This window comes from Marinobacter sp. NSM, assembly GCF_052380025.1.
Classification (GTDB): domain Bacteria; phylum Pseudomonadota; class Gammaproteobacteria; order Pseudomonadales; family Oleiphilaceae; genus Marinobacter.
This window is the reverse complement of sequence record NZ_JBQTCK010000003.1, coordinates 432,361-459,155: the sequence shown is the minus strand read 5'-3', so window position 1 is coordinate 459,155 and position 26,795 is coordinate 432,361. Positions and strand designations below refer to the sequence as shown.

Genomic DNA, 26,795 nt, shown 5'->3' with positions numbered 1-26,795 from the left:
GCCCGTGATGTTCTATAGTTTACGGATGCACGCAAGCCCGGAGTGGATGGTTTTATGGCAACACTGAAAGCGCTGGTGGTGGACGACGCCAGTTTTGTAAGGGATCTGGTAAAGCGCACCGTACGCCAGCGATTCCCGGTGATCGAGACTACCGACGCCCAGAATGGTCGCCGGGCCCAGTCGCTGATGTCCCGGAGCAATTTTGATCTGGTTCTGTGTGACTGGGAAATGCCCGAGATGTCCGGGCTGGAACTGCTGCGGTGGATGCGCCAGCAGCCTCAGTACGAGAAAGTGCCATTCATCATGATTACCAGCCGGGGCGACAAGGACCACGTGATCGAGGCAGTGAAGGAAGGGGTGTCCGAGTACCTGGGCAAGCCTTTCAGCCCTGAAGGTTTGAGCAAGAAAATCATCAAGGTGATGGGGCGGCGCCTGAACGATGCCATGGAGAAAGGAGGCAAATCCATGGAGAGGCCGGCAGATGCCTTCAAGGAGTCCGCTGCGCTGCTCACCCAGAAGCGGGAAGTCCCGGAACCCCGAAAAGAACCTGCTGACAGTGCCCCGGCGCCGGATAATTCGCTGTTGGCGGGTGCCCGTCCGGAGCCGACTTCCCGGCCTGCAGGCCATGGGCCCATGAGCCTTGCATCTGTAAGGTTTTCCGACAGTACACTCAAGTCTGTGGTGAAAGATATCAACCTGACGGAAGTCCGGGTGATTGCCAAGCGGGACCAGGATTTCCCCGGCATTCTGGATCAGGCGGTGGTGGATATCGACATTGGAGACGGCCAGATGGCCCGTCTGAATGGTTATGTGCATCAGTTACAGGCGGTCGACAAACGCCAGGACACTGACTTTGTCAGTGTCACCATTCGGTTTGTGGATGAAGATCCGAAGAAGCTGGAAGACCTGTCACGGTTTGTGGCGCGGTTCCGCGCCGGCAGGTAGTCGCTCGCGCATCCTGGTGCCTGGCGAATCAGCGGTCGTTGGTTTCCGGAACCCGCTCCACCAGTCGTTCCCGGGGGAAATGACAAATAAATTCGCTGCCTTCGCCAACCTTACTGCGAATCTCGAGATTGCCGTCGTGATTGATCAGTACATGCTTGACGATGGCCAGCCCCAGGCCAGTACCGCCAGTATCTTTGTGTCGGCTCGGGTCTGCCCGGTAAAAGCGCTCGGTGAGCCGGGGAATATGAACCGGGTCAATGCCGATACCTGTGTCCTTTACCCGCAGGTACGCGCCGTCCCGGTTGGTACTCCAGGAGACTTCGATGCTGCCGTTGGCCGGGGTGTATTTCACGGCATTGAAAATCAGGTTTGAAAAGGCACTTCTGAGCTGACTCTCATCGCCCCGTAACAGCCGGTGGTCGGTGACCTCTACCAGAATTTTGTGATTTCTGTCGCCACTGAGCGCCCTGGCATCGTGGCAGATTTGATTGATTAGATGTTCGACATCGGTCAGGGCATCGTCGCCGGTGTGTTCTCCGGTTTCAATCTTTGACAGCAGGATCAAGTCGGTTATCAGGGCTTCCATGCGTGAGGACTGCGCCGCCATGGTGTTGATGGCCCGTCGCCACTTCGGGGGCAGTTCGTCACCGTGATCAACCAGGGTTTCCAGATAACCGCTGATGACGGTCAGGGGGGTGCGCATTTCATGGGAGACGTTGCCGACAAAATCCCTGCGCATCTGTTCCAGTTGATAAAGCCGGGTGACGTCCTTGGCGACGATCAGCCGGTCGTCATCGCCGAACAGGCTGATCTGTATCTGCAGGTGGATGTGGGGCCGGGCAGGCGAGTGAATTTCCAGCGGCTCCCGGTAATCCCGGGCGTCGAAATAGGCCTTGAACGCCGGGGTGCGGATCAGGTTGTGGATGTATTGCCCCTGGTCCGTGCGGCGTTTGAAACCGAGCAGGTATTCTGCAGAGCCATTCCACCATTCCATAGCGCCCCGGGCGTCGGTCATGATCACGCCATCGCGCATGGCATTGGTGGACTCCTGCACCCGGTTGATCCGGGCACGCAGCCGGTCCTGGGTTAGCAGGTGGCCCTGGTGAAGTTTGTGCAGGTTGTCAAAGATGTCACCCCAAAGGCCGATACTTTTGGGTGGCTCGCCGGTGGCGCTGGGGTTGGCCAGCCATTGGTAGAGGTGGCGTGCCTGGCCCAGCGTCCACCAGAGGTAGGCCATTAGTCCCGCAAGCAGGCCATACAATGGGTAGCCGAAATACCAGCCCACCAGGGTGGTGCCAGCAAGGCCGGCGATGATCAGCCGCAGATATCTTGACCAGTTGTGTTGCATCAAAGTCTGCCTTGTTGTGTGTCCGGCGCTGATGCGTGACGGCCGGTGTGGATCAGGCGGCCCGTGTTGAGAAACGGTAACCGGTGCCCCGTACCGTCTGAATCAGATGATCGTACTTGTCGCCGAGCGCCTTGCGCAAGCGCCGTATGTGCACGTCAACGGTGCGTTCCTCAACATACACATTGCCGCCCCAGACCTGGTCCAGCAGTTGTGAGCGGGTATACACCCGTTCCTGGTGAGTCATGAAAAACTGCAACAGCCGGTATTCGGTCGGCCCCATGGTCAGGGCGCCTTCGGGTGAGGTAACCCGATGGCCGACCGGGTCCAGGGTCAGGCCCTCCACTTCAATAGGGCTGTCGACGCCGGCCGGCGTTGCGCGGCGGAGTACGGCCTTCAGGCGCGCCACCAGCTCCCTCGGGCTGAAGGGTTTGGTGATGTAATCATCGGCACCCACTTCAAGACCCTGGATCTTGTTGTCTTCCTCAACCTTGGCGGTGAGCATGATGATAGGTATGTCGGCGGTCGCTTCTTCTTTTTTAAGGCGCCGGGCGAGTTCTACCCCGGTGGTGCCTGGAAGCATCCAGTCCAGCAGGATAAGGTCGGGCTGTTTATCGACGATCAGGGCATGGGCTTCGCGGGCATCCGCTGCCTCGAGGTAGTCATAATCCGCCATTTCGAGCGCGACCGCGATCATCTCGCGGATAGGTGCTTCGTCATCGACGATCAGGACAGTTTTTCCAGTCATGAGCATTAACCTGTGTCAGACCCCGGGAGCGAATATGGCTCCCCAGTAATGTTGCTGGGTCATTACAACGCGTCTTTGTTACAAGTATATGACATGGATGGGGCGTTACAGCATCAGATCGAGCGCCACGCCGGCGAACACCGCAAAGCCGGCCCAGTTGTTGTTGAGGAAGGCTTTGAAACAGCCCTCCCGGGAGCGTTCACGGGCCAGGTACTGGTGGTAGACAAACAGACTGGCCATGGCGGTCACGCCCAGATAGTAGAAGCTGCCGAGCTCGGCCTGGCGGCCGACCATGATCAGGATGACAACCACCATCGCCTGCAAGGCGCCGATAATGGCCCGGTCGGCCTCGCCAAAAAGGATGGCGGTCGATTTGATGCCTATCTTGACGTCATCATCCCGGTCAACCATGGCGTAGAGGGTGTCGTAGGCAACGGTCCAGAGCACGTTGGCGGTGAACAGCAGCCAGGTCAGCTGGCTCAGCTCGTTGGCTTCGGCGGCCCAGGCCATGGGTATGGCCCAGGAGAAGGCGGCACCCAGAAACAGCTGTGGCAGGTGGGTATAGCGTTTCATGAACGGGTAGATGAACGCCAGCAGGGCGCCACCGAATGACAGGTACAGGGTCAGCGAGTTGGTAAACAGCACGACCATCAGGAACGACATCAGGCACAGGCCGGCAAACAGGGCGACGGCTTCCCAGGCCCGGATGCGACCGGTAGTCAGGGGGCGGTCTTTGGTGCGTTTGACATGACGGTCCCAGTCTCGGTCAGCGAAGTCGTTAATGGCACAGCCTGCCGCGCGCATGAAGAACACACCCAGTGTGAAGATCACAATGTTGGCCAGGGACGGCATTCCGCCCGCGGCAAGCCAGAGTGCCCACCAGGTAGGCCAGAGTAACAGCAGGCTGCCAATAGGTCGGTCGATGCGCAGCAGCTTCGCGTAGTCGGCCAGACGGCTCTGGACGTGTTCTGGCAGGGCGTTCTGCAGCATGGCAAGGGTCTTCCATCGGTCGGGTGCGTTGGCAGTGGCTGATTATAGCCAGCCTGGCGGCGCCGGTTAAACCCGCGTTTACTGCTGGTAGAGTGTTGGCAGCAGGTACTCGCCCACCATCAGGGCCTCTTTGCCCCGGTGAAACAGGGAGCGCCGGGCCAATTGTGGTTGCTGGTCATCGGTGTTCTGGCACAGCCCGGTTTCCAGTGGGCCGCGCAGCCATTCAGGACGGCTGAAAAGATAGGCACCAAGAGGCTTGTTGCCGAGGTTGCGAAGGCGTCGGCCCTTGCCTTCGAGGCAGGCAAGGGGAATGACGGTGCGGGCAAGAACCCAGGGTTGGCTATCGCCGCACAGGCGAACTTCCCTGATCCAGGCCCGCTGCCGGGGCGCGAGGCCGAGGCGCCGGGCTTCCTCAAGTGTTGGCACGGCGAAGCCCTCATTGCAGACTTCCACGTGAAAGCGGTAACGGCACTGTTGTTGGATCGCCCGGGTAAACGAGCCCTCCACCTGGAGCCAGTGCCGGGCCGGGCCGTGCACCGCCGGATTGTGAAGCCCGGCGGCAGCAAGAGAACGGTACCAGCGCGTGGGGGGGATGATCGGCCCGTTGCGGTGGTCAGAGTCCTTTGACGGCATAGATTCCGGGCGCGTTGCGCCAGTATCCCTTGTAGTCCATGCCATAACCGAACAGGAATCGGTCTTCCACATACAGGCCGGTGAAGTCTGCTTTCAGGCCAGGGCGGGCCTTGCGATCATGCTCCTTGTCGACCAGAACTGCGGTCAGGACTTCTCGGGCACCATGAGCGAGGCAGTAATCCGCAATGGCGCAGAGGGTCGTACCCTCGTCGAGGATGTCGTCGACAATTAATACCGTGCGGCCTTTCATGTCGGCCTGAGGCTGGAGCTTCCATTCCAGGATGCCGCCGGTGGTTTCCTGGCGGTAGCGGGTTGCGTGCAGGTACTCCGCCTGAACCGGGAACAGAAGCCTGGGCAGCAGTTGTCCGGTCAGTATAAGACCGCCGTTCATCACACAGAACAGCAGTGGGTTGCTGTCTTTAAGGCGCTCGGTAATGGCAGTGGCCATCGTGTCGATGGCGGCGCTCACCTGCTGCTCATTCACCAGGCAGTCGGCTTTGGCCATGACCTGGTTCATGTCGGCGACGGTATCGGTCATAACGGTCGGATCCTGTCGTAAAACCGGCGATTATACCGAAGTGGGCCCATTGAAGGGAGGGGGGTGGCACCAGGAAGCTATCTATAGTTACAGCTATTGGCACAAATATACCGGGATGAGCGTCCGTGCTGGCATTGGTCATCGGCAATGGGACGAGTATTATGGCCCCTACGGTTGTCTGGCCTGCCCGGACAAATATTTTAAGTGATGCTTGATTGTTGCATTGTCAGACAATAATATTCCGCCAACATCGATGGGAGATATAGCATGAAGAAGTGGCAGTGTGTGGTTTGTGGCCTGATCTACGATGAGGCCGAAGGTTGGCCGGAAGATGGAATCGAGCCGGGTACAAAATGGGAAGACGTGCCCGAGGATTGGGTTTGCCCGGATTGCGGCGTTGGCAAAGAAGACTTCGAGATGATCGAAATCGGCTGATAAACGGAGCAGATGAATGACCAACCAGGCACCGATTGTGATTGTAGGCACCGGGTTGTCGGGCTACTCGCTGGTACGCGAATTCCGCAAGCTGGACAAAGACACCCCGATCGTTATGGTCACCGCCGATGATGGCGTCAGCTATTCCAAGCCGATGCTGTCTACCGGGTTTACCAAAGATAAAGACGCCCAGGGGCTGGCCCAGGCCGATACCGAAGCCATGGCTGAGCAGCTCGGGGTGGAAGTACGCACCTACACCACGGTGACCGGCATAGACACCGGCAAGCACGAGTTGATCCTGGGTGATGAACGGCTAGGTTACAGCAAGCTGGTGCTGGCCTGGGGGGCTGACGTGATCCGCCTTGGTCTGGCTGGTAACGGCCTGGACCGTGTGTACTCCATTAACGACCTGCTGGACTACCGGGCATTCCGCAAAGCGCTGGAAGGCGGTAAGCGGGTGGCGATCATGGGGGCCGGGCTTATTGGTTGTGAGTTTGCCAACGATCTTCGCAATGGTGGTTATGAGGTCGACGTGATTGCACCGGACGCCACGGTGATGCCCAGCCTGTTGCCGGAGCCCGCCGCTGAGGCTGTTCGCCATGAGCTGACGGAGCTTGGGGTTCGTTTCCACCTGGGAACCGTTGTCGAGCAGGTTGATGAGGACGGAGACGGTGTCCGGCTGACACTAGGTAACGGTGAAACACTGCAGGCTGACCTGGTGATTTCAGCGGTTGGTTTGCGGCCGCGAACCGAGCTGGCGAAAGCCGCGGGGCTGGACACCGGGCGGGGCATACAGGTAAACCGTGCGCTGGAAACCTCGGCAGAGGATGTCTATGCCCTGGGCGACTGCGCCGAAGTGGACGGTCAGGTGCTGCTGTATGTACTGCCGTTGATGGCCTGTGCCCGTGCTCTGGCGAAAACCCTCTCGGGTGAACGCACGGAGGTCCGTTATGGCACCATGCCGATCATGGTCAAGACACCCTGCTGCCCGACAGCCGTGTGCCCGCCGCCGGCCGGTGCCGAGGGTAGCTGGCAGGTAAAGCAGGAAGCCTCAGATGTGAAAGCACTGTTCAAGTCGCCTGATGGCGAAACACTGGGCTTTGCAGTGACCGGACGCTTTGCCGTTGAAAAGCAGGCGCTGGCGCGGGAAGTGCCGCCTCTCCACCAGGATTGATCAGCTTGCCATCGGGGCCATCCGGCCCCGATATTCTTCCTTGCCTTGTTGTTGTCGTTGCGAAAATTTGCTGTCTGGGGTAGAAAACCCGTTCGTGAGCTAACAAAACACAGGAGCAGGCATGCTAGAGGTAACCCGTAAGCTGGTGGAGTTGTTAGACTTGTCCCCCATCGGTGATGATCATTTTCAGGGTGAGAGCGAGGACCTGGGGTTTCCCCATGTGTTTGGTGGCCAGGTGCTGGGGCAGGCTCTGATGGCAGCCAGTCGCACGGTTGAGGACCGGCTATGTCATTCGCTGCACGCCTATTTTCTGCGACCGGGCAACCACAGTATGCCGATTGATTATGAGGTGCAGCGGGTTCGTGATGGCGGCACCTTCTCGGTACGTCGCGTCATCGCCCGCCAGGATGGCAAGGAAATCCTGACCGGCTCCATGTCGTTTCAGGTGACTGAGCCGGGGCTTGACCACCAGTTAGCGATGCCTGAGGCACCAGAGCCTGAATCACTGCGTTCCGAGCAGGATTGGGGCAAGCTGATTGCCGAAAAACTGCCGGAAAAACTGCGGGACGTGATGACCAAGGATCGTCCTATAGAAATCCGCCCGGTCAATCCGATGAATCCGTTCAAACCGGAGAAACGTCCGCCCCATCGGCAGAACTGGTTTCGGGCGGCCGGCCCCCTGCCGGACGATCCGGTTCTGCACCGGTGCCTGCTGACCTACGCCTCGGATTTTACCTTTCTGGGCACGTCGCTGAATCCACACGGCCGGACGTTCATGAGCAAGGGGATGCAGGTGGCCAGTCTGGACCACGCTATCTGGTTCCACCGGGATTTCCGCATGGACGACTGGCTGCTGTATGACAAGGACAGCCCCAGTGCGTCCGGTGCCCGGGGATTTAACCGGGGCAATTTCTTTACCCGGGACGGCGTGCTGGTGGCTTCAACAACTCAGGAAGCGTTGATTCGCGAGCGCCTGGGCTGACCAGACATCCAGTCAATCATCTCGTCAAAGGGCAGCGGTCTGGTCAGGATGTACCCTTGGATCAGATCGCAGCCCATGTCTTCCAGCAGGCGCAGTGTTTCCTCGTCCTCAACCCCCTCGGCAACCACCATATAGCCCAGACTGTGGCACATATCGATGGTGGTCCGCACAATCACCCGGTCCTCTTCCCGGTGCGACAGTTCGGTAATCAGCGATCGGTCGATTTTGATCTCACTGGCCGGCAGCTGTTTGATGTAAGACAGCGAGGAATACCCGGAGCCGAAGTCGTCAATGGACAGCGGGATGCCCGCCGCGTTGAGGGCATTCAATGCCTTCAGAGAGTTCACGGGGTCCTGCATCATGGAGGTTTCCGTTACCTCAAAGGTGATGGCGCCCAGATGGGAGTGAAAGCTCTGCATCAGGCGCTGAACAAACACGGCGAAATCCGGTTCCCGGAGGTTGTTGGGTGAGATGTTGACGGCTATTCCCGTGTTGAAGCCCAGCTCCAGCAACCGGCTGCGTATCTGTAACGCTTCCTGAAGCACCCAGCGGGTCAGGGGCTTGATCAGACCACTTTGCTCCGCCAGGGCAATGAGCTGGTCGGGTGCCACTGGCTGTTCCCGGTCCGGCCAGCGAATCAGGGCTTCCAATCCGCTTATCTGGCCAGACTTGAGCGACAGCTTGGGTTGCAGGTACAGCGCCAGCGTGTTGTTGTCGATGGCGTGTCGCAGTTCCGATACCAGAGTGAGTCGTTCCGCACTGTAGGAATCCCGGGATGGCTTGTAATAGGCAATGCCGCGGTCACGGGCACGCTCAGAGCCCTCAGCAATCACCGCACGCCGAATCAGGGTGTTGGCATCTGCACCGTGTTCCGGAAAGATTGCCACCCCCAGCTGGGGAGCCAGTGGCACTTGCATGCCCAGGAAATCGACCGGGTAACGAACCTCCTCAATGCTCCGCAGTACCGCCCGGGTGGCAGCTTCGGCTTCGCTGGCATTGACCAGGAAGGCAAAGGTTTGCGGGTCCAGGCTGGCCACGTAAAAATTGCGGATATCGCTCTGTTCAATAGCAATGGCACCCGGCACATCCCGAATCACCGCATTGTAGTGCTTGGAGGCCAACTCCAGAATGCGATCGCTGTTGCGGTGGCCGAGTGTCTTGGTTACCGAGTTCAGATTGTTGAGGTGAATAATCACCACGCCATAGCGTTTGCGATCATTCGACTGGGTGAGCTCACTGAGCTTCATCTCAAAGCTGCTGCGATTGGGCAGGCCAGTCAGCGGGTGATGCAGGGCCTGATCCATCAGCCGCAGCTCGGCGGATCGGCGGGCTTCCAGTGCCCGTAATTCGGCCTCCCGGGCCAGCACCTTGTCCTGGCGTTCCCGGTAGATGCGCACAGCCAGTGCCAGGCTCAGCAGAATGGCTTCCAGGGCAGAGCCGATTTGCATGCCATAGGCGGTGATGAAATTGGTGGGGATCAGGCCATACTTGTTGGCTGCGGTAATGGCACTGCCCAGCGTAAGCGCGCCCCAGGCCAGGGTGTAGTAGACCGCCTGGGGATTACCGCGGACCCATTGGAGCGGCCCCACCACAGTCAACAGCAAACAACTGGGGATGGCAAGGGCAACGGTCAGTCGGCTGCCGGTGCTGTAGTCGGTGAAAAAGGTGAGTGCCGCCACCAGCACATTGAGCGCAATGGTAAACAGAATCAGCCGGTCCAGCACTGGGCTGGATCGCTTCAGCCTAAGGAATGACCGTGAAAACAGCAGCGTGAAAACCATGGCAAAGGGCACGGTTAACAGCATGGCCCGGTTCTGTATGGCGGGGACTTCTGGCCAGAGCAGTTGATAGGTAACGCCGTTCAGGCTTCCAACCAGGATCAGGTATCCGAAGGTGGACAACACATAGAGTAGATAGACCGGTTCCCGCAGTGCCAGAAACACAAACAGGTTGAAGCAGATAACGGTGATCAGAATGCCGTAGTAACCGGCGTGCAGCTGGCTTTCAACCGAGGCCTTTTCAAAGTAGGCGCGGTTGTTCCATAGCTTCAGGGGAATCTGCATGGCGCCTTGGGTCTCGACTCTCAGCAGGATCTGGTAATTGGCGTCGGGCTGCAGCTGAAACGGAAAAAGAAAGTGAGGGTGCTGAACCGGCCGTTCCCGGAAGGGTTTCTGGTCGCCGGTGCTGTCATGGCGGACGATATCGCCATTGCGGATCAGGTAGAAGTCGATGTGATCAAGCTGGGGATAGCTGATTTCCAGCAGGGTGATGAGTTCCGGGTTGTTGACTGGAAAGCGAAGCCAGATGTGGTCCCTTATGTAACCGAAATTTGGAGTCTGCTCTGGCAGCGCCCGCCAATGCTCCGAGGCCAGTGCCTGCTGGGGCGACAGTTGGGTATCTGGCGTCAATCGCAGATAGTCCATGTCTGGAATATACGAGAGATCGGCCGGCTGAGCGTTCAGCGGCAGCGTCATCAACAGAAACAGCAGGGCTAGAAGCTTAGCCGAATTCATCAGAGTCACAGGTTACCGTTATTGTCGTTATGCTGACGAGTATGGCCTGTCGCCGGAGGCGGCTCAAGCATCACGGCACGTGAATTTGGTAACTTGTGTAACGGTTGGTCAAATCCCGTTAATCCAGTCCCTGACCCAGGGAAGGGCCTCGGATTCGGGCTCCATGGTTTCCAGGGCATCAACCCTCAATGTTTCACCCACTTTGCGGGCACCGGTCTCGTAAAGAGCTTCTTCCATAAGGTCGCCGGCGCCGCAAAAGGTATCTCCATAGGAGCTATCGCCCAGCACGATGACCCCGAACGGCCGGCCTGGTTGCTGGGGGAGTTGGTCCCGAAGGTCAACATAGAGCGTTAGAAGGTTGGCCGGAACTTCGCCTTGGCCCGTCGTGGAGGTGCAGACTAACAGGGCATCATCATTGGAGGTTATGTCATCCAGGGTCGGATTTTCCAGGACCGCCACCTGGTGACCGTCGGCTTCCAGTTCCTCGCGAATCTTGCGGGCTGTCAGCAGGGCGCCACCATAAACACTGCCAACCAGAACTCGAATTGCTGCCATGTCACCACCTTTGCTTTGTCAGGACTTTGGCCCTTTGGCCAACCGGGGCTGATCATAGCGATGGTGTCCTGTGGGCTCAAGCCCGGGTTTCGGTTGCTTCCGGGGTGTCCTGGCTTCGTACCCGGGGTGCAATGCGGTTTCGGCCCGCGTCTTTGGCGTTATACAACTGGATGTCAGCCTGTTTGAGTAATTCATTCACTGAGCCCGCCTTGGAAATGGAACAGACTCCAGCGCTGATGGTGACCGGAAGTATCTTTCCCTGATGCTGGAATTCCGTACTGGCCACCTCGGCTCGCAGCCGCTCTGCCAGAGACAGAGCTTGCAGCAGGCTGGTGTCTGGAAGTAGCAGGAGAAATTCTTCCCCACCCCAGCGGGCGGCCAGGTCGGATTGTCGCACCACGGTATGGGTAAGGTCGGCAAACTGCCGGAGCACCGCGTCACCGGCGTCGTGGCCGTAGCCGTCGTTGATGCGCTTGAACAGGTCCAGATCAATGAGCACCACCGAGAAATGGTGGCCCGCGCGTTTAAAGCGGGAGAACTCGGTATTCAGCCGGTTCTGCATTTCCCGACGGTTGGCCAGCCCGGTCAGTTCGTCAGTTCGGGCCGCACGTTCATGGGCTTTTGCCAGGGCCAGAAGCCTGTTCCTGGCGCGCAGGCGCCCCGCTTCCAGTACAAAGCAGAAAATGGATTCAAAGGTCAGGGTGGCGAAAAAACGAATCTTGAAGTCGGTGGAATATTCCGCAGTCACCAGTGGCAGCCCGGGGAACTGGAAAACAATGATCGCCAGCAGATAACAGAACAGCAGAATGGCGGTGCCGCCTTTCAGACTGGTCAGGTAGAACAGCAAGGGCGGGAATACATAGAACCACAGCGGGCCGGTGTTGCCCTCGCCGCCGGATGCCAGCAGGTAGGCAAACAACAGACCGACGGTGGTCAGCAGGCCGGCCTTCTGCATAACCCGATCCCGCGTCCAGGCGTACCAGATCATGTTGAACGCAACAGGAACAATAAACAGCCAGAGCACCCAGGCATGAACCGGGTGCTCCGCATACCAGGCCTTGGTGCCAATGCCCGCCAGAAACACGACGGCCATCACGGACAGGCCATTGAGCAATCGGGAGATTTGCCGCTCTTCCTGTTCTCGGGAGCTGGCGTGGTCGGCTAGGGTGTCGTAGGTCATGGGCGCTTTTATCGTTTTTTGACGCTCTTTCCGGAAGTATGCGCCAAATTATGTAGCATTTGCAGTCCCTCTTTACGGGAATGTGACGCCTGCCTTGCGTGTCAGTTTTGTTTCAATTTTATGGCAAAAATTTTATAGTTTGCCCCCCGTGGCATGACTGCCCGATGTCCATTCAGCTCACAAGAGATGACATTGCTTATGGCCCGCTCCAGCAACTTTCTGGATACCCTGCTCACCAGCCCCGCCACGGAACGGTATCGGGTCGGGCTGAGCGTTCTGTTCCTGCTTATCGTCTGGCTTGTGGTTGGCTCCTTTAGCCAGGGCCTGCCCAATAATATGCTGTTGATGGCGGCGGCTGTTATTGGCGGTTACATGGCCATCAACATTGGCGCCAATGATGTTGCCAACAACGTCGGCCCGGCCGTTGGCTCTGGTGCCCTGTCGCTTGGCGCTGCGGTTTTGCTGGCGGCGGTGTTTGAGGCCGGTGGCGCGATCATTGCCGGTGGCGATGTGGTCTCAACCATCAAGGGTGGCATTATTGATCCCACCAGTCTCGATGACCCGCGCGCCTTTGTCTGGCTGATGACGGCAGCCCTGCTCGCAGGCGCCCTGTGGTTGAACCTGGCCACCTGGATGGGCGCGCCCGTGTCAACTACCCATTCGATTGTTGGTGGCGTTCTGGGGGCCGGTATTGCCGCTGGCGGCTGGGCCATCGCCGACTGGTCGGTGATGGGCAAGATCGCTGCCAGTTGGGTGATTTCCCCGGTACTGGGTGGCGCCCTGGCGGCCTTGTTCCTGTTTGTGATCAAAAAGACCGTGCTGTACCAGAAGAACCTGGTGTCAGCGGCCCGCACCTTCGTGCCCTGGCTGGTGGCCATCATGGCCTGGGCTTTTGGCACTTATCTGATGATCAAAGGTGTGAGCAAGCTGGTGAAGCTGGACTTCACCCAATCCGCCTTGATTGGTCTGGCATTGGCGGCAGTGGTGTTTTTCGCCATGAGAACCCTGGTTGGCCGTAAGGCGGCGACCATGGAGAACAGCACCGATGGTGTGAATATGCTGTTCACCTGGCCGCTGATTTTCGCGGCAGCACTCCTGAGCTTTGCCCATGGCGCCAACGACGTGGCCAACGCTATTGGTCCGCTGGCGGCCATTAATGATGCCATCCAGGCCGGTGGCGGTGTGGTCACCTCGGCCAGCATCCCGCTTTGGGTGATGATGGTCGGTGCTCTGGGTCTTGCGGTGGGCCTGATGCTGTTTGGCCCGCGCCTGATCAAGACGGTTGGCAGCGAAATCACCGAGCTGGACAAAACCCGTGCGTTCTGTATTGCATTGTCCGCAGCACTCACCGTTATCCTTGCTTCCCAGTTGGGGCTGCCGGTCAGCTCCACCCATATTGCCATTGGTGGCGTATTCGGGGTTGGTTTCCTGAGGGAATACCTGAAATCCAACTATGCCACCCAATTGCACAAGATCATGGAGCATCATGATCCCGCTGAGCAGGAGCGACTGAAGCCGTTCCTGGATGATTTCCGGAATGCGTCTGTTGAGGAAATGGAGAATCTGCTGAAGCAGGCCAAGAAAAAGAAGGATCAGGTGCCGCTGTCCAAGTCTGAACGCAAGCGCCTGAAGAATATCTACAAGGAAGAAATGGTCAAGCGCTCGCACCTGTTCCGGATTGCTGCGGCGTGGATCATCACTGTGCCGGCGTCTGCCCTGATGGCGGCGTTCCTGTTCTTCGCCCTGCGTGGTCTGATGATCTGATGGTTTATGCGGGGCTGGTTACCGCCCCGCGGATTGGCCATACTATGGGCATCAGGCCCTGAGCGGGCCGGTTTGCTTTAACGCTATCCATAATCGGGGAGTCAGGAATGAGTTCATCTTCCGAGAGCCGTCAGGCCAAGATGATTGAAGAGTTGCGGGTGTTCATCAAGAAGGTGATGAGCGAGCCGACGATTGCGGTCAAATCCATGGATATTGCCCGCAAATACAAGGGGCAGCCCAACTCCGATGAGTTGATCGCCCGCGAGATCAGCGCCAACACCACCATCCGTATTCCGGAAAACTGGAGCGAGGCAGACAAGATGTTTCTGGAGATCCTGCACGAGGTGCTGGATGACGAAGAGGCGCTTTACTGATTCTGGTTTTGGCTTCGGGCTTCGGGCTTCGGAGTAAGTTCGTTTTCGGAGTAGGTTGGGGCTTGTGGGCGCCCTTTCCAAAACACGCTGTTAATACGTCCCTGTACGCTCTGTTCCGCCATCCATGGCTTCGCAAGGTTTTGGAAAGGGCGCCCACAAGCCCCGCCCCGAAACTTTGCGTGGTTTTGACCTGCTGCGCCAAGATGTGGAAAGGATTCCGTAACACGGTCTCAATTGGGCCGAGCTACATTTGACTCCTCTCAGGCCTGCCTGGCCTGTTTTTGATCCTGCTTTAGAACGGCCGCTGCCATCTGGTGCAGGATGGCAATCTCATCGGCAATGCCATCCTCGTTCGACAGTTCCCGCTGTTCCTTGAGAATATCTTCCAGAATTTCCGGTGTTGTTAACGGGTTGGCCAGGACCACCCGGAAGACGATGCACGGGAAGTGGTAGTAGCGGGCCGGCTCCAGTCGGGTACGGGAGACGAATGCCTTGCCCCGCTCCCGCTGGGTTTTCTGGATGAACTTGGTGATGCGGTTCAGGCAGGTGTTCATTTTCTCTGCCTGGAGTTCGTCGGCCACGGCGAGTGCCTGCTGCACATCTTCCGGGCAATAGCGGTAGGTCAGGATGTTCAGTTCCGGGCGGGTGACCAACTCGAAATCCGGTTGTTCATCGATCATGTTGGCAAAGGTTTTGGCTTTGTCGATGCCCTGGTCGATGAGGATTTCGTAGCCTTCTCTGGCGAGAATTTTCAGGCCGGAGTGGATCAGCATGGCCATGCCCGGGCGGGAGCCTTCCAGGGTGGTACTGCCGAGGTCTCTTGAGCCTTTCCGGATGATGTACTGGGCGTGGTGTTCTACCGCGCTGGCGAGGCCGGGGTCTTTGAAGACTACCAGGCCGGCGCCCATGGGCACGTAGAGCTGTTTGTGGGCGTCGAAGGTGACCGAGTCGGCTTTTTCGATGCCGCGCAGCAGGTGTTTGTGGGTGCGGGAGAACAGGGTTGGCCCGCCCCAGGCGGCGTCGACGTGAAAGTGGGCGCCAAATTCCCTAGCGATGTCGGCCATGGCGTCCAGAGGGTCGACGTTGCCGGTTTCGGTGGTGCCGGCCACGCCGCAGATAGCCATGACCTTGATTTTCTGCTTTTGCAGTTCCAGGCATTTGTCCCGCAGGGCATCGGGCTGGATACGGTTGAATTCGTCGGTTTCCACCGGCACCAGGGCGTCGCGGCCCAGGCCGAGTACGTCGGCGGCTTTGCGCAGGGAATAGTGGCCGCGCTTGGAGACGACGATGGCGGCGCCTTCGCATCCGTAATACCTCAGCGCCCGGAACAAGCCTTCTTCGTGCAGGCCGCGGAAGCTGCCTTCGGCCGGGAAGGCGCGGTTGCGGGCGACCCACAGGGCGGTGAGGTTGGCGACGGTGCCGCCGGAGCACATGGCGCCCAGGGCGTGCCGGGGGTCGTGCATCCATTTTCGGTAGAAGGAACCGTCCTGCTGGTACACCAGCCGGTGGATCATGCCCAGTACCTGGCGCTCCAGCGGGGTGAAGGCCTTGGAGGTTTCGGTTTTAACCAGGTTCTGGTTCAGGGCAATCATGATTTTTGACAGCGGCAGCATGAAGTAGGGCAGTGCCGAAGTCATATGGCCGATGAATGCCGGTGAGGCGGTGTGCACCGAGTTAGCGACCAGTTTGTCGAGCAGGAACTGGGCCTGTTCGGAGACGAATACCGGCTTTTCCGGAATCACGGAGTCGGCGAAGTTCTTTTCGACATCGCTCAGGTCGCGTTCAACGGCGACGATGTGTTCCTGCAGGAAGCCGGCCAGGTTCCGGGAGATGTTCTGGTCGATGCGGCTCAGGGTGGATTCCGGCGCCTCGGGCACCGTGAATACGCGATACATGGCCTCAACGGAGGCCTGGGCGGATTTTTTCTTTCCGGTCATAGAGCCACACACTTCTTTCAGTGGTTATCCGCAAGGTCGGTTCCGGAAACCCGGCGGACGAAGCCGGGCGTTGCCCGACACTCGTAGTATAGCCTGCGTGCTTGCAGGTCATGTATTCCCTGAGGGGCGGTAGTATAAGGCCTGAACAGGAATGACGCTATGCCCTGTGGGCGCTGGTGTTATGGCGCCGGGGCTATCAGAGTATTTCCCGGTGAACATCCAGAATGGCAGCGTCGATGCGCTCCTGGATGTCCTTTTCGATCTGGTCGAGGCGCTGGGTGATTTGCTGGGCGCTGGCGCCGAGGGCGGCGATGGTCCAGGTGGCGCAGTCCAGTGCTTCCTGGTCGGCGGTTTCGGCAACGGCCAGGTCGGGTTCTCTGCCCCAGATGGCTTTCATGGCGGTGAAGGCTTTGCGTTTGGCTTTGAGGTCTTCGCAGGCGTAGAGCTGGAAATGCAGGGTGAGGACGCCTACGTGGGGGGTGATGTCCTGATGCTGTTGTGGGTTTTTGCCTTCTTTGAGCAGTTTTCTCAGGGCTTCTGACATTTTTGGTCTGGCTCGTTTGGTGCAGGAACCGGTGAGGGTGGGCTGTTCAAAACACGCTGTGGATACGTCCTTGTACGCTCTGCTCCGCCATCCATGGCTCCGCAAGGTTTTGAACAGCCCACCCTCACCGCTTCCCGGACTTTCTTCGGGGAGTCTTTGCTCGTCCGCCTCTGTGGGGTGAAATGACGAGCTGACGAATTCTTCCTCTAGCCTACTACAGGCGTCGCCCTTTTGATAATCGCCGCCGGGTTGGTGCCGGAGGGCAGGTTGCCGTAGTTCATGCCGCCGCTGGATTGTAGTCTTGACGCGCAGAAGGCGTCTGCGACGTCTTTATCGCCGAAGCGCAGCAGCAGGGAGCCTTGCATGGTCAGGGCCATGCGGTCGACGAGGTTGCGGGCACGGTACTGGAAGTGGCTGATGTCGGCGAAGTCGTGCTGGAGCTGCGCCAGGAACTGGTCGAAGCGGCGGTCGGTGCCACGAGCCTCGGTGGCTTCTTTGAAGAAGGCGTCTAGGGTTTCGGGTTCTTTCTGCAGGGCGCGGAGGGTGTCCAGGCACTGGACGTTGCCGCTGCCTTCCCAGATGGCGTTGACCGGGGATTCCCGGAACAGTCGGGGCATGATGCAGTCTTCCATTACGCCGCTGCCGCCGATGCATTCCATGGCTTCGTAGGCGTGGTTGGGGGTGCGTTTGCAGATCCAGTATTTGCCTACGGGGGTGGCCAGGCGGGCCAGCAGGCGTTCGTGTTCGTTGTCCTGGTTGTCCATCGCCCGGGCTACGCGCATGGTGTAGGCGAGGGCGGCTTCGTTTTCGATGATCAGGTCAGCCAGGACGTTCTGCATCAGCGGCTGGTCGCTGAGGGTTGCGCCAAAGGCGCTGCGGTTGTGGCAGTGGTGGCTGGCCTGGGCGACGGCCTGACGCATGCCGGCGGCGCTGCCGATCATGCAGTCGAAGCGGGTCATGGCGACCATTTCGATGATGGTTCTGACGCCGCGGCCTTCGTCACCGACCATCCACGCCAGGGCGCCGCGGATTTCCACTTCGCTGGAGGCGTTGGCGACGTTGCCCATTTTGTTCTTGAGTTGCTGTACCTGCCAGGGGTTCTTGGTGCCGTCCGGGCGCCACCGGGGCATCAGGAAGCAGGACAGGCCGCTGGTGGTCTGGGCCAGCACCAGGAAGGCGTCGCACATGGGGGCGGATACGAACCATTTGTGACCAACCAGTTCATAGGGCTGGCCCGGGCCTTCCTGGCCTGTCGGGTAGGCCACGGTGGTGTTGGCGCGTACGTCACTGCCGCCCTGTTTCTCGGTCATGGCCATGCCGATGGTGACGGAGGTTTTGTCGGTGTCTGGTACGTTGCGGCTGTCGTATTCGTTGGCCAGGATTTTCGGAGCCCAGAGTTTGGCCAGGTCTGGCTGGTTCTGGATCGACGGGATGGCCGCGAAGGTCATGGTGATCGGGCAACAGTGCGCCGCTTCTACCTGGGAGTGCAGGTAGTATTTGGCGGCGCGGGCGACGTGGGCGCCTTTGCCGGGGTTAGTCCAGGGCGAGCTGTGCAGGCCATTCTCCAGGGCCACGCGCATGAGTTCGTGGTAGGCCGGGTGGAAGGTCACCTCATCTACCCGGTGGCCGTAGCGGTCGTGGGTGCGGAAGGAGGGCTTGTTGGCGTTGGCCTGGTTACCAAGGTCAATGGTATCTGCCTGGCCGGCCCAGGCGCCGAACTGACTCAGGTCGTCGTTGGCGAAGCCGGCGCCCTCGCGCAGTACCGCCTCCCGCAGAGCGGTGTCCTGTTCGTAGAGGTTGTAGTTCTCCAGCGGCCGTGGCTGGTTGATCACCTCGTGGGTGGCCGACAGGTAGCGGTTGTCGGCGGTGGACTCGGTCTTGCGCTGCGGGCTGTTCATGGTTAGCTCCTGGTGCCGGTCAACCCCCGTATGCAGAAGCAGACGATGGTGTTGACCAGCTCATCTTCGTTGTTGTCTTGCCCCGGCGGTACGTCTGTCTGGGTTGGTGACAGAGGCCCCACCAGGGATTCTGATATCGCGCCCACCAGGCAGGTACTGGCGAGCCGTGCGTTTTGGTCCGGTATGCAGCCTTCGGCTATGCCATCCCGGATCGCTTGTTCAAACAGGCTGGCGTAAGCCTTTCGGTAAACCAGTCGCTCTTCTTCTACCTTCGGATCCACCGGTTCGGCGATCAGGGCCCAGGCTTTCATGGGGCCTTTGAGGGCCCTCTGGGCAAATGTCCTCAAGGCGTTGTCGAGGCGTTCAACGGCGTTCCCGGATACGTTGAGCGCTTCGGCCACCTTGTCGACTTCCCGCTGGGTGGCCAACCGGAAGATTTCGGCAAAAAGGTCCTCGCGGGACTCGAAATGCCGATAGATGGTGCCGGTGGCAACGCCGGCCAGGCCAGCAATCCGGGTGATGCGGGCGCTTCGGAAGCCACCTTCAGCGACACATTCCCAGGTGCGCTCGATGATGTTCTGGCGTGCCCGGGCTTTCCGTTCGCGCATCTTTTCGGTTTCACGATAGGCCATACCGGCTCCTTACAAGTAGTGAATCACTGTTCATTCTTTGTGTCAATTTGCGGTTGTTTGTTTTGTCATGCAAGACATCTTTAAAATCATGGGCTTGAAATTGGATACAAAAAGTTACAAAAAAGTGGTTGTCAGGAAATAGCGTCGTCACCAAAACCGGATTATAAAGACGCCAAGACGGGGCCGCAGGCGGCCGGCGGTCGAGACGGGGTGCTGTCAGGCGCAGAGCCAACAGTGCTTGTAGTTCTGTTTTCGTTGATGGAGAAAATACCATGAGTGAATTCGACGAAAGCAATCTGGAGCAGTCCGGTAACTGGACCAGCGACAGTGATGATAACCATTCCATTGCCGGCAGGGCACGGGTCAGGGCCCAGTTGCAGGCTGATATCGAAGCATTCCTGCAAAGTGGCGGTCGGATACAGGAAGTGGACACCACGTTCCGTGCGGACTCCCCACGCAAGGTGGAAGTAGGGTTTAACAACCGATCCATCTGATTCCCTTCACTGGCGGGCGGCGACTGCCATCTTGTGGCAGGGCCGTCCGTTTTTTGTCACTGGATTGTCATCGGTCAACGGCACACTGGGCTCAAACCTGCAATGCGTGGCCTCTGGGGTGTATGATGTCATCACTTTCCAAGGCCATCCATATTCAGGAGGTTATCCGTGTCCAAACAGCGCCCGCCGATTTCAAGCCGAGCCTATCCGTCGACCCGTTTGCGCCGTAATCGCGCCAGTGATTTTTCCCGCCGACTGGTTCGGGAAAGCCAGCTGTCGCCTGATAACCTGATCTACCCGGTGTTTGTGCTTGAAGGCGAGAACCAGCGTGAGGCGGTGCCGTCCATGCCGGGGGTGGAGCGCCTGAGCGTCGATCTTCTGGTGGAGCAGGCTGCGGAACTGGTGGAGCTGGGCATTCCGGCGGTGGCGCTGTTTCCGGTCGTCCCTGCTGAGAGGAAGAATCTGTCTGGCTCGGGTGCCTGGGATTCGGACGGCCTGGCTCAGCGGGCGGTTCGTGCCCTGAAGAAAGCTCAGCCGGAACTGGGCGTGATCACCGACGTTGCCCTGGACCCGTTCACCACCCATGGTCAGGATGGCATTATTGATCACAACGGTTATGTGTTGAACGATGTCACCGTTGAAGCTCTGGTGAACCAGGCGTTGTCCCATGCCGATGCCGGGGCTGACGTGGTTGCCCCTTCAGATATGATGGACGGTCGCGTGGCGGCTATCCGCGATGCCCTGGAAGGCGCCGGTTATGTGAATACCCGGATTCTGGCCTACTCTGCCAAGTATGCCTCCAGCTATTACGGCCCGTTCCGGGATGCGGTCGGTTCTGCCGCCAACCTGGGCAAGGCCGACAAGGCGACGTATCAGATGGATCCGGCCAACAGTGACGAAGCCATTCATGAAGTGGCGATGGATCTAGCCGAGGGTGCCGATATGGTAATGATCAAACCGGGCATGCCCTACCTGGATATTGTGCACCGGGTGAAAACCGAACTGCAGGTGCCAACGTTTGTCTACCAGGTGAGTGGTGAGTACGCCATGCATATGGCCGCTGCGCAGAACGGTTGGCTGGATGGCGATGCGGTGATGATGGAGAGCCTGATGGCCATGCGCCGTGCCGGTGCTGACGGCATCCTGACCTATTTTGCAGTGCGCGCAGCGAGACTGATGAGGGATCGTTCGCGGGTATAGAAGGGCTTGAAGGCGCCCGAAATAACCATGGATATGAAGAGTAATGACAACCGAGAATGCGCAAACCGCAGAGATCAGTGATCAGAGTGTGCCAGCGCCGGTAGATGTACCGCCGGTGGGGGAAGACATCAATCTGGACGCCAGTGAAAACTATTTCAATCGCGAGCTGAGCCAGCTTCAGTTCAACTACCGGGTGTTGAAGCAGGCGCTGGATACCACTCATCCGCTGATCAACCGGTTGATCTTCTGCTGCATTTTCAGCAGCAACATGGACGAGTTCTTTGAAATTCGGGTGGCGGGCCTGCGCCAGCAAATGAAGTACGGTCGGGAGACCGTGGGCGTGGACGGCATGCAGCCAGACCAGGTGCTGGCGGAGATCAGCCGGGTGGCCCACGACTACATCCACGAGCAGTACGACATCATCAATAACGTGCTGATCCCCGAGCTGGAGAAAGAGAACATTCACTTTGTCCGGCGCCGTGAGTGGACGCCGGCCCAGGCAGAGTGGGTGCGGAACTACTTCGAGGAAGAGATATTACCGGTGGTCAGCCCCATCGGGCTGGACCCGTCGCACCCGTTCCCACGCCTGGTGAACAAGAGCCTCAACTTCATCGTTGAACTCGATGGCAAAGACGCCTTCGGTCGGGAAACCGGCATGGCCATTGTGCCCGCACCCCGCTCCTTGCCTCGCCTGGTTCGGCTTCCGGATGACGTCTGTGACGGCGGCGACAACCTGGTGTTTCTGTCATCCATGATTCACGCCCATGCGGACGAGTTGTTCCCGGGCATGGAAGTGAAAGGCTGTTACCAGTTCCGGTTGACCCGTAACGCTGACCTTGAACTGGAAGACGACCTGGAAGACCTGGCGTCAGCCCTGCGCGGCGAATTGTTGAGTCGCCGGTTTGGTGACGGCGTGCGTTTGGAGGTGGCCGACAACTGCCCGGAGGAATTGGTGCAGTTTCTCTTGCGGGAGTTCGGTCTGACCGAGCGGGATCTGTATCAGGTGCATGGACCGGTCAACCTGACCCGGTTGATGGCCGTTGGCAGCCTGGTGGATCGCCCCGACCTGACCTATTCCAGTTTTTCATCCTCGATTCCGCGCCAGATTCGCAGCAAGGAATCCATGTTTGATGCCATCCGCAAGCGGCCCTTGCTGTTGTTGCATCCCTATGAAAATTTCAGTCCGGTGGTCGACCTGCTGCGACAGGCGGCGAAAGATCCCCATGTGCTGGCGATTCGCCAGACCCTGTACCGCACCGGAGCCGACTCTGAAATTGTCGAGGCATTGGCGGATGCGGCCCGGCGGGGTAAGGAAGTGACCGCCGTTATCGAGCTGCGGGCCCGGTTCAGCGAGGCAGAAAACCTGGAGCTGGCAAGCCGTCTGCAGGAGGCGGGGGTGATTGTGGTCTACGGCGTGGTGGGCTACAAAACCCACGCCAAGATGATCCTGATTGTGCGCCGGGAAGAAGGCCGGCTGCGCCGTTATGTGCACCTGGGTACCGGCAACTACCATGCCGGTAACGCCCGGCTGTACACCGATTACAGCTTCCTGACCTGCGACGAATCCATCGGTGACGATGTCAACAAGCTGTTCCAGCAGCTGACCGGCATGGGCAAGGCGTTGAAGATCAAGAAGTTGTTTCACGCCCCCTTCACACTGCACAATCGCCTGATCAGTCTGATAGAGCGGGAAGCCGGGCTTGGGGAGAACGGACGCATTATCTTCAAGTTCAATGCCCTGACCGAGCCGCAGGTGATCAAAGCCCTGTACCGGGCGTCCCAGGCCGGTGCCAGTATTGATCTGATCATTCGCGGTATCTGCTGCTTGCGTCCCCAGGTGCCGGGCCTGTCAGAGAATATCCGGGTGCGGTCCATCATCGGGCGCTTTCTTGAGCATACCCGGGTATATTACTTCGGCAACAACGGCAAACCCGACGTTTACTGTTCCAGCGCCGATGGTATGGAGCGGAACCTGCTGAGCCGGGTTGAGACCGCCTTCCCGATCGAAGAGCCGGCGCTGATCGAGCGGGTGACCGAGGATCTGGATACCTATCTTTCTGATAACTGCCAGTCCTGGGTATTGCAGTCTGATGGCAGTTATCTACAGAATCAGCCAGAAGAAGGAGAGGAACGCTTGGCTTCGCAGCTGGTGTTGCTGGACCGGTTAACCTCTAAACCGAATTGATACGCTGGCCCCCGGCCCGCAGGAAATAAAAACACAACAGGATTGGAACCTTGAATCTTAAACGTTGGACCATCGCCGGCACGGCGATACTGGTAGTGGCTGGCGTAGCCCCCTGGGGCGTGGGCTATCTGACTGAGCAACATTGGCTGACTGCGACCCAGGAAGTCAACAATGCCCAGCCGTTCCTGCGCATGGAAACCGATCGTTACCGGCGCGGTGTGATGAGCTCCGAAGTCTCTGGCACAGCCACCTTTCTGGACCCCGCCACGGGCGAGAGTAACCGCATAGATTTTGAGGTTCAGGTTTCTCACGGCATTACTGGCAGCCACTTGAATTTCAGACCTACGGAAGGCTGGCAGCCGGAGGGGGCAGGCTGGTTCCCCAACGACGAACCAAAACTGACACTGGAAACCCGGGTTTGGGGTTCCGCCACGCTGGAATTGCAGGCCCCTGCTATCGAGATAAGCGAGCCACACGGTGGTAGTGTTTTGCGCAGCAGCGGTGGTCTGGCACGGATTGACATTGGCCGTTTGGGTGAAAAAGCCGACATGCTGATGGTCTGGCCGGCGGTAGTGCTGTCCGGGCCGGAGATGAACGTCACCATTGAAAACGTGCACATGGAGCAGAGCCTTGCCTGGTTATCCGGTGATATCTGGACCGGCGCCGGTGCGGTCACGATTGATGCCTTGACCATGCAGGGTCCTCAGGTGCCGCCCATGGCGTTTAACGGTATCGCGCTGAGCAGTCATAGCGAGGCAGACCGAAAAGGCGAGCGACTGGATTCCTCGATTGCCCTGGCGCTGGACTCCGTTGTCTTTGATGACGGTACCTTCGGCCCGCACCGGATTGAGTTCGCTGTAGATGGTCTTGATGTTGCCAGCTGGAATGAGTTCAGTTCGGTGATGACAGACATGCAGCTGATGGCGGCGCAGGCCAGTCAATCCCCGCAGGCGGCGTTCGAGCAGCAGATGGCCCTGATGCAGCGGTTTAACGATTCGGTTCGCGGGCTAGCGGCCGCCGGATTTTCCGCAGGCATCCGGGAGTTGAGCCTGGATACGCCCGAAGGAGCCGTACAGGGAAGCCTGGACCTGTCCCACCCGGAGTTGTCTGAGAGTGAGCGGGCCAACATGCTGATGGTGATGCAGGGTTTAACCGGGGCGCTGGACTTCCGTATGCCGTTGGCCCTGGCTGAGAACTATCCGGCCGTGCGCATGCAGGTGGCACCCTTGATCAAACAGGGGTGGCTGGTGGATGCCGGCGACCAACTGGTCATGACTGGCCGCCTGCAGGATCTGGTTCTGGATATCAATGGCATCGAGATTCCGATGCCGCCACTGCTTTAATTCCTTCTTGAAAAAGCCCAGCCGATGGCTGCCGCCGGCTGGGCTTTTTATCGATTTCTGCTCAGGACTTGCTGAACTTCTCTTTCAGGGCATTTGCCACTGCGGGGTCGACGAATTCGGAGATGTCGCCACCCAGCGAGGCGATTTCCCGGATCAGGGTCGACGAGATGTACGACAGGTGGTTGGCGGGTGTCAGGAATACGCTTTCCACTTCCGGGGCCAGGCGGCGGTTCATGTCGGCGAGCTGGAATTCATACTCGAAGTCTGAAACTGCTCGCAGGCCGCGCAGGATGACGGTGGCGTTCTGCTCCCGCACGAAATCGGCCAGTAGGTTGCTGAAGCCGGTGACGCTGACGTTGGGGAGGTGGGCGGTGGCTTTGCGGACCAGTTCGCAGCGTTCTTCGAGGTTGAGCAGGGGCTGTTTCTTCGGGTTGTAGGCGACGGCGACGACGATTTCGTCGAACATGCGGCCGGCGCGTTCTATGAGGTCGGTGTGGCCGTTGGTGATGGGGTCGAAGGTGCCTGGGTAGATGACTTTTGGCATGCACAGCTCCTTTTGTTGATGGGCCGTAGGATAGCAGGAACCTTTGGTGGGCTGTAGTCCAGAGCCCTGTTCAACGCTGTCTTAGTTGTGTGCCATGCATAGGCAGCGCCTCCCCTCCCGGGAAACGCTACAAGCACATCCATGTGCGCTTGACTCAGGCCATCCCTGGCCTTCGACATTCCCGGGAGGGGAGGCGCTGCCTATGCGAGCTGACAATCTGCATGCCGCTCCGGCAATCCAATTATGCCCCGCTCAACTTCTGCGCCAAACGGTTACTGTTCCTTGCCGCCAAGGCATACACCGACAACTGCGGGTTCGCACCAATGCTGGTGGGGAAGATGGACGCGTCGTGGATGCTCAGGTTGGCCACCTGGTGGTGTTCGCCGAAGCCGTTGACCACGGAGTTTTTCGGATCGGCGCCCATGCCGCAGCCGCCCATCTGGTGCGCGGTGAACAGGCGGGCGCGGTGGGGTTTCATGGGGAGTTGGTTGATGGCGTCTTTGGCCTGGGTCCAGCTGGTGTACCAGCCGGAGTCCAGGTGTACGGCCTGGACGGCTTCGGCGCCGGCGGCGAACTGGATTTCGGCCATGTCCAGGTAGGCCTGGCGGATGCCTTGCCAGAGGTAGTCTGTGATGGGGTAGTCCAGTACCGGGCTGCCGTCGTCCCGCAGGCTGACGGTGCCGCCGGGGCTGTCTTCGTGGAAGCCGTCGCGCAGCAGGGCGATGACGGATTGCATCCAGGGCAGTTGGCCGAGGTTGTCTTTCTGTTCCTGGCCGTGGCCGGGGACGACGCCGGCGGCCATGGCCGGGTGCAGCGGGGGTACTTCCAGTTTGTAGCCGACCGGGCCGTCGACGCCGTGTTTGAAGTTGAATTCGTCGGAGTAGATGGACTGCGGCGCGCCGTAGAAGGGATCAACCTTGGCGGGCATGCGGGCGACGGTGGCGTTGACCGGGTGGATGAACGAGCGTTTGCCCACGCGTTTATAGGGGTCCGGCAGTTCCGAGCGCAGCAGCAATCCCGGGGAGCCGATGGCGCTGGCCGCGACCACGAAATGGCGGGCTTTGAGGGTGACGGTGACGCCGGAGGGCGTGACACCGTTCGGGCCCATGGCGCTGGCCTGCAGGTGGTCGATGCGGTCCTGGTTCATCACCAGCCGGTCAGCTCGCAGGCCGTGAAACAGCTGGGCGTTGTTGTCCAGGGCGCCGGGGATGGTGGTCATCAGTGCGCCCTGCTTGGCGTTGGTGGGGCAACCGACGCCGCAGTAACCCAGGTTCCAGCAGCCTTTGACGTTTCTCGGAATTACCTGCCAGGAGTAGCCGAGCTTTTCGCAACCTTGCTTAAGAATGTCGTTGTTCAGGTTTGGTGGTGTCACCCAGGGCGCCATGGTGTGGCGTTCTTCCCGGCCCTGGAACCAGGGGGCCATGGTGTCCGGGGCCAGGTCGCTCAGGCCCAGGTTCTGGCTCCAGTAGTTCAGGGTTTCGTCCGGCGTGCGGAAACTGCTGGTCCAGTTCACCGTAGTAGAGCCGCCCACGCAGCGGCCCTGAAGAATGGCAATGGCACCGTCTGCAGTCACCCGGCTCATGCCTTCCTGGTACAGACTGGCGTAGGATGTCAGCTCATCCATCTTGAAGTCTTTCTGGTAATACAGCCGGCCTTCTTCCACCAGAATGACCGACAGCCCCTGCCGGGCCAGAATCTCCGCCGTGGTGCCGCCACCGGCACCGGTGCCAATCACCACCACATCCGCTTCCACGGTTTGATCGGAGGTCAGTTTGCTGGCATCAGTGACATTCCAGCCAGAAGCCAGGCCCCGGGCGATAGGATCGTTCATGGACATACTGC

General features: G+C 59.2%; 24 protein-coding genes. 10 read left to right on the top strand and 14 right to left on the bottom strand.

Annotation, left to right across the window (positions count from 1 at the left end; genetic code table 11):
- Positions 1-54 precede the first annotated feature (54 nt).
- Positions 55-945 (top strand): response regulator, encoded by an 891-nt coding sequence (locus ACTZWX_RS09780; RefSeq protein ID WP_444713764.1) that lies wholly within the window; start codon positions 55-57, stop codon positions 943-945.
- Between the two features lie 28 nt (positions 946-973).
- Here ACTZWX_RS09780 and phoR read toward each other — a convergent pair whose 3' ends face one another.
- The 5 genes from phoR to ACTZWX_RS09755 form a co-directional block, all read right to left on the bottom strand.
- On the bottom strand, positions 974-2,293 hold the full coding sequence (phoR, locus tag ACTZWX_RS09775; protein ID WP_444713763.1) for a phosphate regulon sensor histidine kinase PhoR: 1,320 nt from the start codon (positions 2,291-2,293) through the stop codon (positions 974-976).
- Between the two features lie 52 nt (positions 2,294-2,345).
- Positions 2,346-3,038: a phosphate regulon transcriptional regulator PhoB gene (phoB, locus tag ACTZWX_RS09770; RefSeq protein ID WP_444713762.1), complete on the bottom strand. Its 693-nt coding sequence runs from the start codon at positions 3,036-3,038 to the stop codon at positions 2,346-2,348.
- Positions 3,039-3,143: 105 nt separating this feature from the next.
- On the bottom strand, positions 3,144-4,028 hold the full coding sequence (gene ubiA / locus ACTZWX_RS09765; RefSeq protein ID WP_444713761.1) for a 4-hydroxybenzoate octaprenyltransferase: 885 nt from the start codon (positions 4,026-4,028) through the stop codon (positions 3,144-3,146).
- Positions 4,029-4,106: 78 nt separating this feature from the next.
- Positions 4,107-4,661, bottom strand: a complete 555-nt coding sequence (locus tag ACTZWX_RS09760) for a chorismate--pyruvate lyase family protein (RefSeq protein ID WP_444713760.1) — start codon at positions 4,659-4,661, stop codon at positions 4,107-4,109.
- Entirely contained in the window at positions 4,642-5,199 is a 558-nt protein-coding gene (locus tag ACTZWX_RS09755) for a hypoxanthine-guanine phosphoribosyltransferase (RefSeq protein ID WP_444713759.1), read from the bottom strand. The genes ACTZWX_RS09760 and ACTZWX_RS09755 overlap by 20 nt, the downstream gene beginning before the upstream one ends.
- A gap of 267 nt (positions 5,200-5,466) precedes the next feature.
- Here ACTZWX_RS09755 and ACTZWX_RS09750 point away from each other — a divergent pair, with 267 nt between their 5' ends.
- From ACTZWX_RS09750 to tesB, 3 genes are all read left to right on the top strand, one after another.
- On the top strand, positions 5,467-5,634 hold the full coding sequence (locus ACTZWX_RS09750) for a rubredoxin (RefSeq protein ID WP_008173532.1): 168 nt from the start codon (positions 5,467-5,469) through the stop codon (positions 5,632-5,634).
- Positions 5,635-5,650: 16 nt separating this feature from the next.
- On the top strand, positions 5,651-6,808 hold the full coding sequence (locus ACTZWX_RS09745) for an NAD(P)/FAD-dependent oxidoreductase (protein WP_444713758.1): 1,158 nt from the start codon (positions 5,651-5,653) through the stop codon (positions 6,806-6,808).
- Positions 6,809-6,929: 121 nt separating this feature from the next.
- Entirely contained in the window at positions 6,930-7,790 is an 861-nt protein-coding gene (gene tesB, locus ACTZWX_RS09740; RefSeq protein WP_444713757.1) for an acyl-CoA thioesterase II, read from the top strand.
- Here tesB and ACTZWX_RS09735 read toward each other — a convergent pair.
- The 3 genes from ACTZWX_RS09735 to ACTZWX_RS09725 all read right to left on the bottom strand — a co-directional run bounded on the left by ACTZWX_RS09735 (position 7,757) and on the right by ACTZWX_RS09725 (position 12,038).
- Positions 7,757-10,303, bottom strand: a complete 2,547-nt coding sequence (locus ACTZWX_RS09735; protein WP_444713756.1) for an EAL domain-containing protein — start codon at positions 10,301-10,303, stop codon at positions 7,757-7,759. The two genes, tesB and ACTZWX_RS09735, sit on opposite strands and share 34 nt — an antisense overlap.
- A gap of 108 nt (positions 10,304-10,411) precedes the next feature.
- Positions 10,412-10,858, bottom strand: a complete 447-nt coding sequence (locus ACTZWX_RS09730) for a flavodoxin (RefSeq protein WP_444713755.1) — start codon at positions 10,856-10,858, stop codon at positions 10,412-10,414.
- 76 nt (positions 10,859-10,934) lie between these two features.
- Positions 10,935-12,038, bottom strand: a complete 1,104-nt coding sequence (locus ACTZWX_RS09725) for a GGDEF domain-containing protein (protein ID WP_444713754.1) — start codon at positions 12,036-12,038, stop codon at positions 10,935-10,937.
- 198 nt (positions 12,039-12,236) lie between these two features.
- On the opposite strand from ACTZWX_RS09725, the gene ACTZWX_RS09720 reads away from it, so the two are divergent.
- Both ACTZWX_RS09720 and ACTZWX_RS09715 read left to right on the top strand, forming a co-directional pair.
- On the top strand, positions 12,237-13,802 hold the full coding sequence (locus ACTZWX_RS09720; RefSeq protein WP_444713753.1) for an inorganic phosphate transporter: 1,566 nt from the start codon (positions 12,237-12,239) through the stop codon (positions 13,800-13,802).
- Between the two features lie 107 nt (positions 13,803-13,909).
- The gene (locus tag ACTZWX_RS09715; protein ID WP_058091522.1) at positions 13,910-14,176 is read left to right on the top strand and encodes a hypothetical protein; all 267 of its coding nucleotides are present in this window, start codon (positions 13,910-13,912) and stop codon (positions 14,174-14,176) included.
- Between the two features lie 260 nt (positions 14,177-14,436).
- Here ACTZWX_RS09715 and panP read toward each other — a convergent pair whose 3' ends face one another.
- The 4 genes from panP to ACTZWX_RS09695 form a co-directional block, all read right to left on the bottom strand.
- Positions 14,437-16,113, bottom strand: coding sequence for a pyridoxal-dependent aspartate 1-decarboxylase PanP (panP, locus tag ACTZWX_RS09710; RefSeq protein WP_444713752.1), 1,677 nt, complete (start codon positions 16,111-16,113; stop codon positions 14,437-14,439).
- A 196-nt stretch (positions 16,114-16,309) separates the two neighbouring features.
- Positions 16,310-16,657: a DUF503 domain-containing protein gene (locus ACTZWX_RS09705; RefSeq protein ID WP_444713751.1), complete on the bottom strand. Its 348-nt coding sequence runs from the start codon at positions 16,655-16,657 to the stop codon at positions 16,310-16,312.
- A gap of 206 nt (positions 16,658-16,863) precedes the next feature.
- Positions 16,864-18,555, bottom strand: coding sequence for an isovaleryl-CoA dehydrogenase (locus ACTZWX_RS09700; protein ID WP_444713750.1), 1,692 nt, complete (start codon positions 18,553-18,555; stop codon positions 16,864-16,866).
- A gap of 2 nt (positions 18,556-18,557) precedes the next feature.
- Positions 18,558-19,187, bottom strand: a complete 630-nt coding sequence (locus tag ACTZWX_RS09695) for a TetR/AcrR family transcriptional regulator (protein ID WP_444713749.1) — start codon at positions 19,185-19,187, stop codon at positions 18,558-18,560.
- Positions 19,188-19,459: 272 nt separating this feature from the next.
- Between ACTZWX_RS09695 and ACTZWX_RS09690 the strand changes: the two genes are divergently transcribed.
- The 4 genes from ACTZWX_RS09690 (at position 19,460) to ACTZWX_RS09675 (ending at position 24,409) form a co-directional block, all read left to right on the top strand.
- Positions 19,460-19,681: a hypothetical protein gene (locus ACTZWX_RS09690; RefSeq protein ID WP_061330833.1), complete on the top strand. Its 222-nt coding sequence runs from the start codon at positions 19,460-19,462 to the stop codon at positions 19,679-19,681.
- A gap of 168 nt (positions 19,682-19,849) precedes the next feature.
- A complete protein-coding gene (gene hemB / locus ACTZWX_RS09685) occupies positions 19,850-20,881 on the top strand; it encodes a porphobilinogen synthase (RefSeq protein WP_444713748.1) in 1,032 nt (343 codons plus the stop codon).
- Between the two features lie 43 nt (positions 20,882-20,924).
- Positions 20,925-23,066: a polyphosphate kinase 1 gene (ppk1, locus tag ACTZWX_RS09680; protein ID WP_444713747.1), complete on the top strand. Its 2,142-nt coding sequence runs from the start codon at positions 20,925-20,927 to the stop codon at positions 23,064-23,066.
- 50 nt (positions 23,067-23,116) lie between these two features.
- Positions 23,117-24,409, top strand: a complete 1,293-nt coding sequence (locus ACTZWX_RS09675) for a DUF945 family protein (protein WP_444713746.1) — start codon at positions 23,117-23,119, stop codon at positions 24,407-24,409.
- A gap of 61 nt (positions 24,410-24,470) precedes the next feature.
- On the opposite strand, the gene coaD is transcribed toward ACTZWX_RS09675, so the two are convergent.
- Both coaD and ACTZWX_RS09665 read right to left on the bottom strand, forming a co-directional pair.
- Positions 24,471-24,953 (bottom strand): pantetheine-phosphate adenylyltransferase, encoded by a 483-nt coding sequence (gene coaD / locus ACTZWX_RS09670; protein WP_152439260.1) that lies wholly within the window; start codon positions 24,951-24,953, stop codon positions 24,471-24,473.
- 241 nt (positions 24,954-25,194) lie between these two features.
- Complete coding sequence (locus ACTZWX_RS09665; protein WP_444713745.1) at positions 25,195-26,790, bottom strand: GMC family oxidoreductase N-terminal domain-containing protein; 1,596 nt, start codon at positions 26,788-26,790, stop codon at positions 25,195-25,197.
- Between the last annotated feature and the right edge of the window lie 5 nt (positions 26,791-26,795).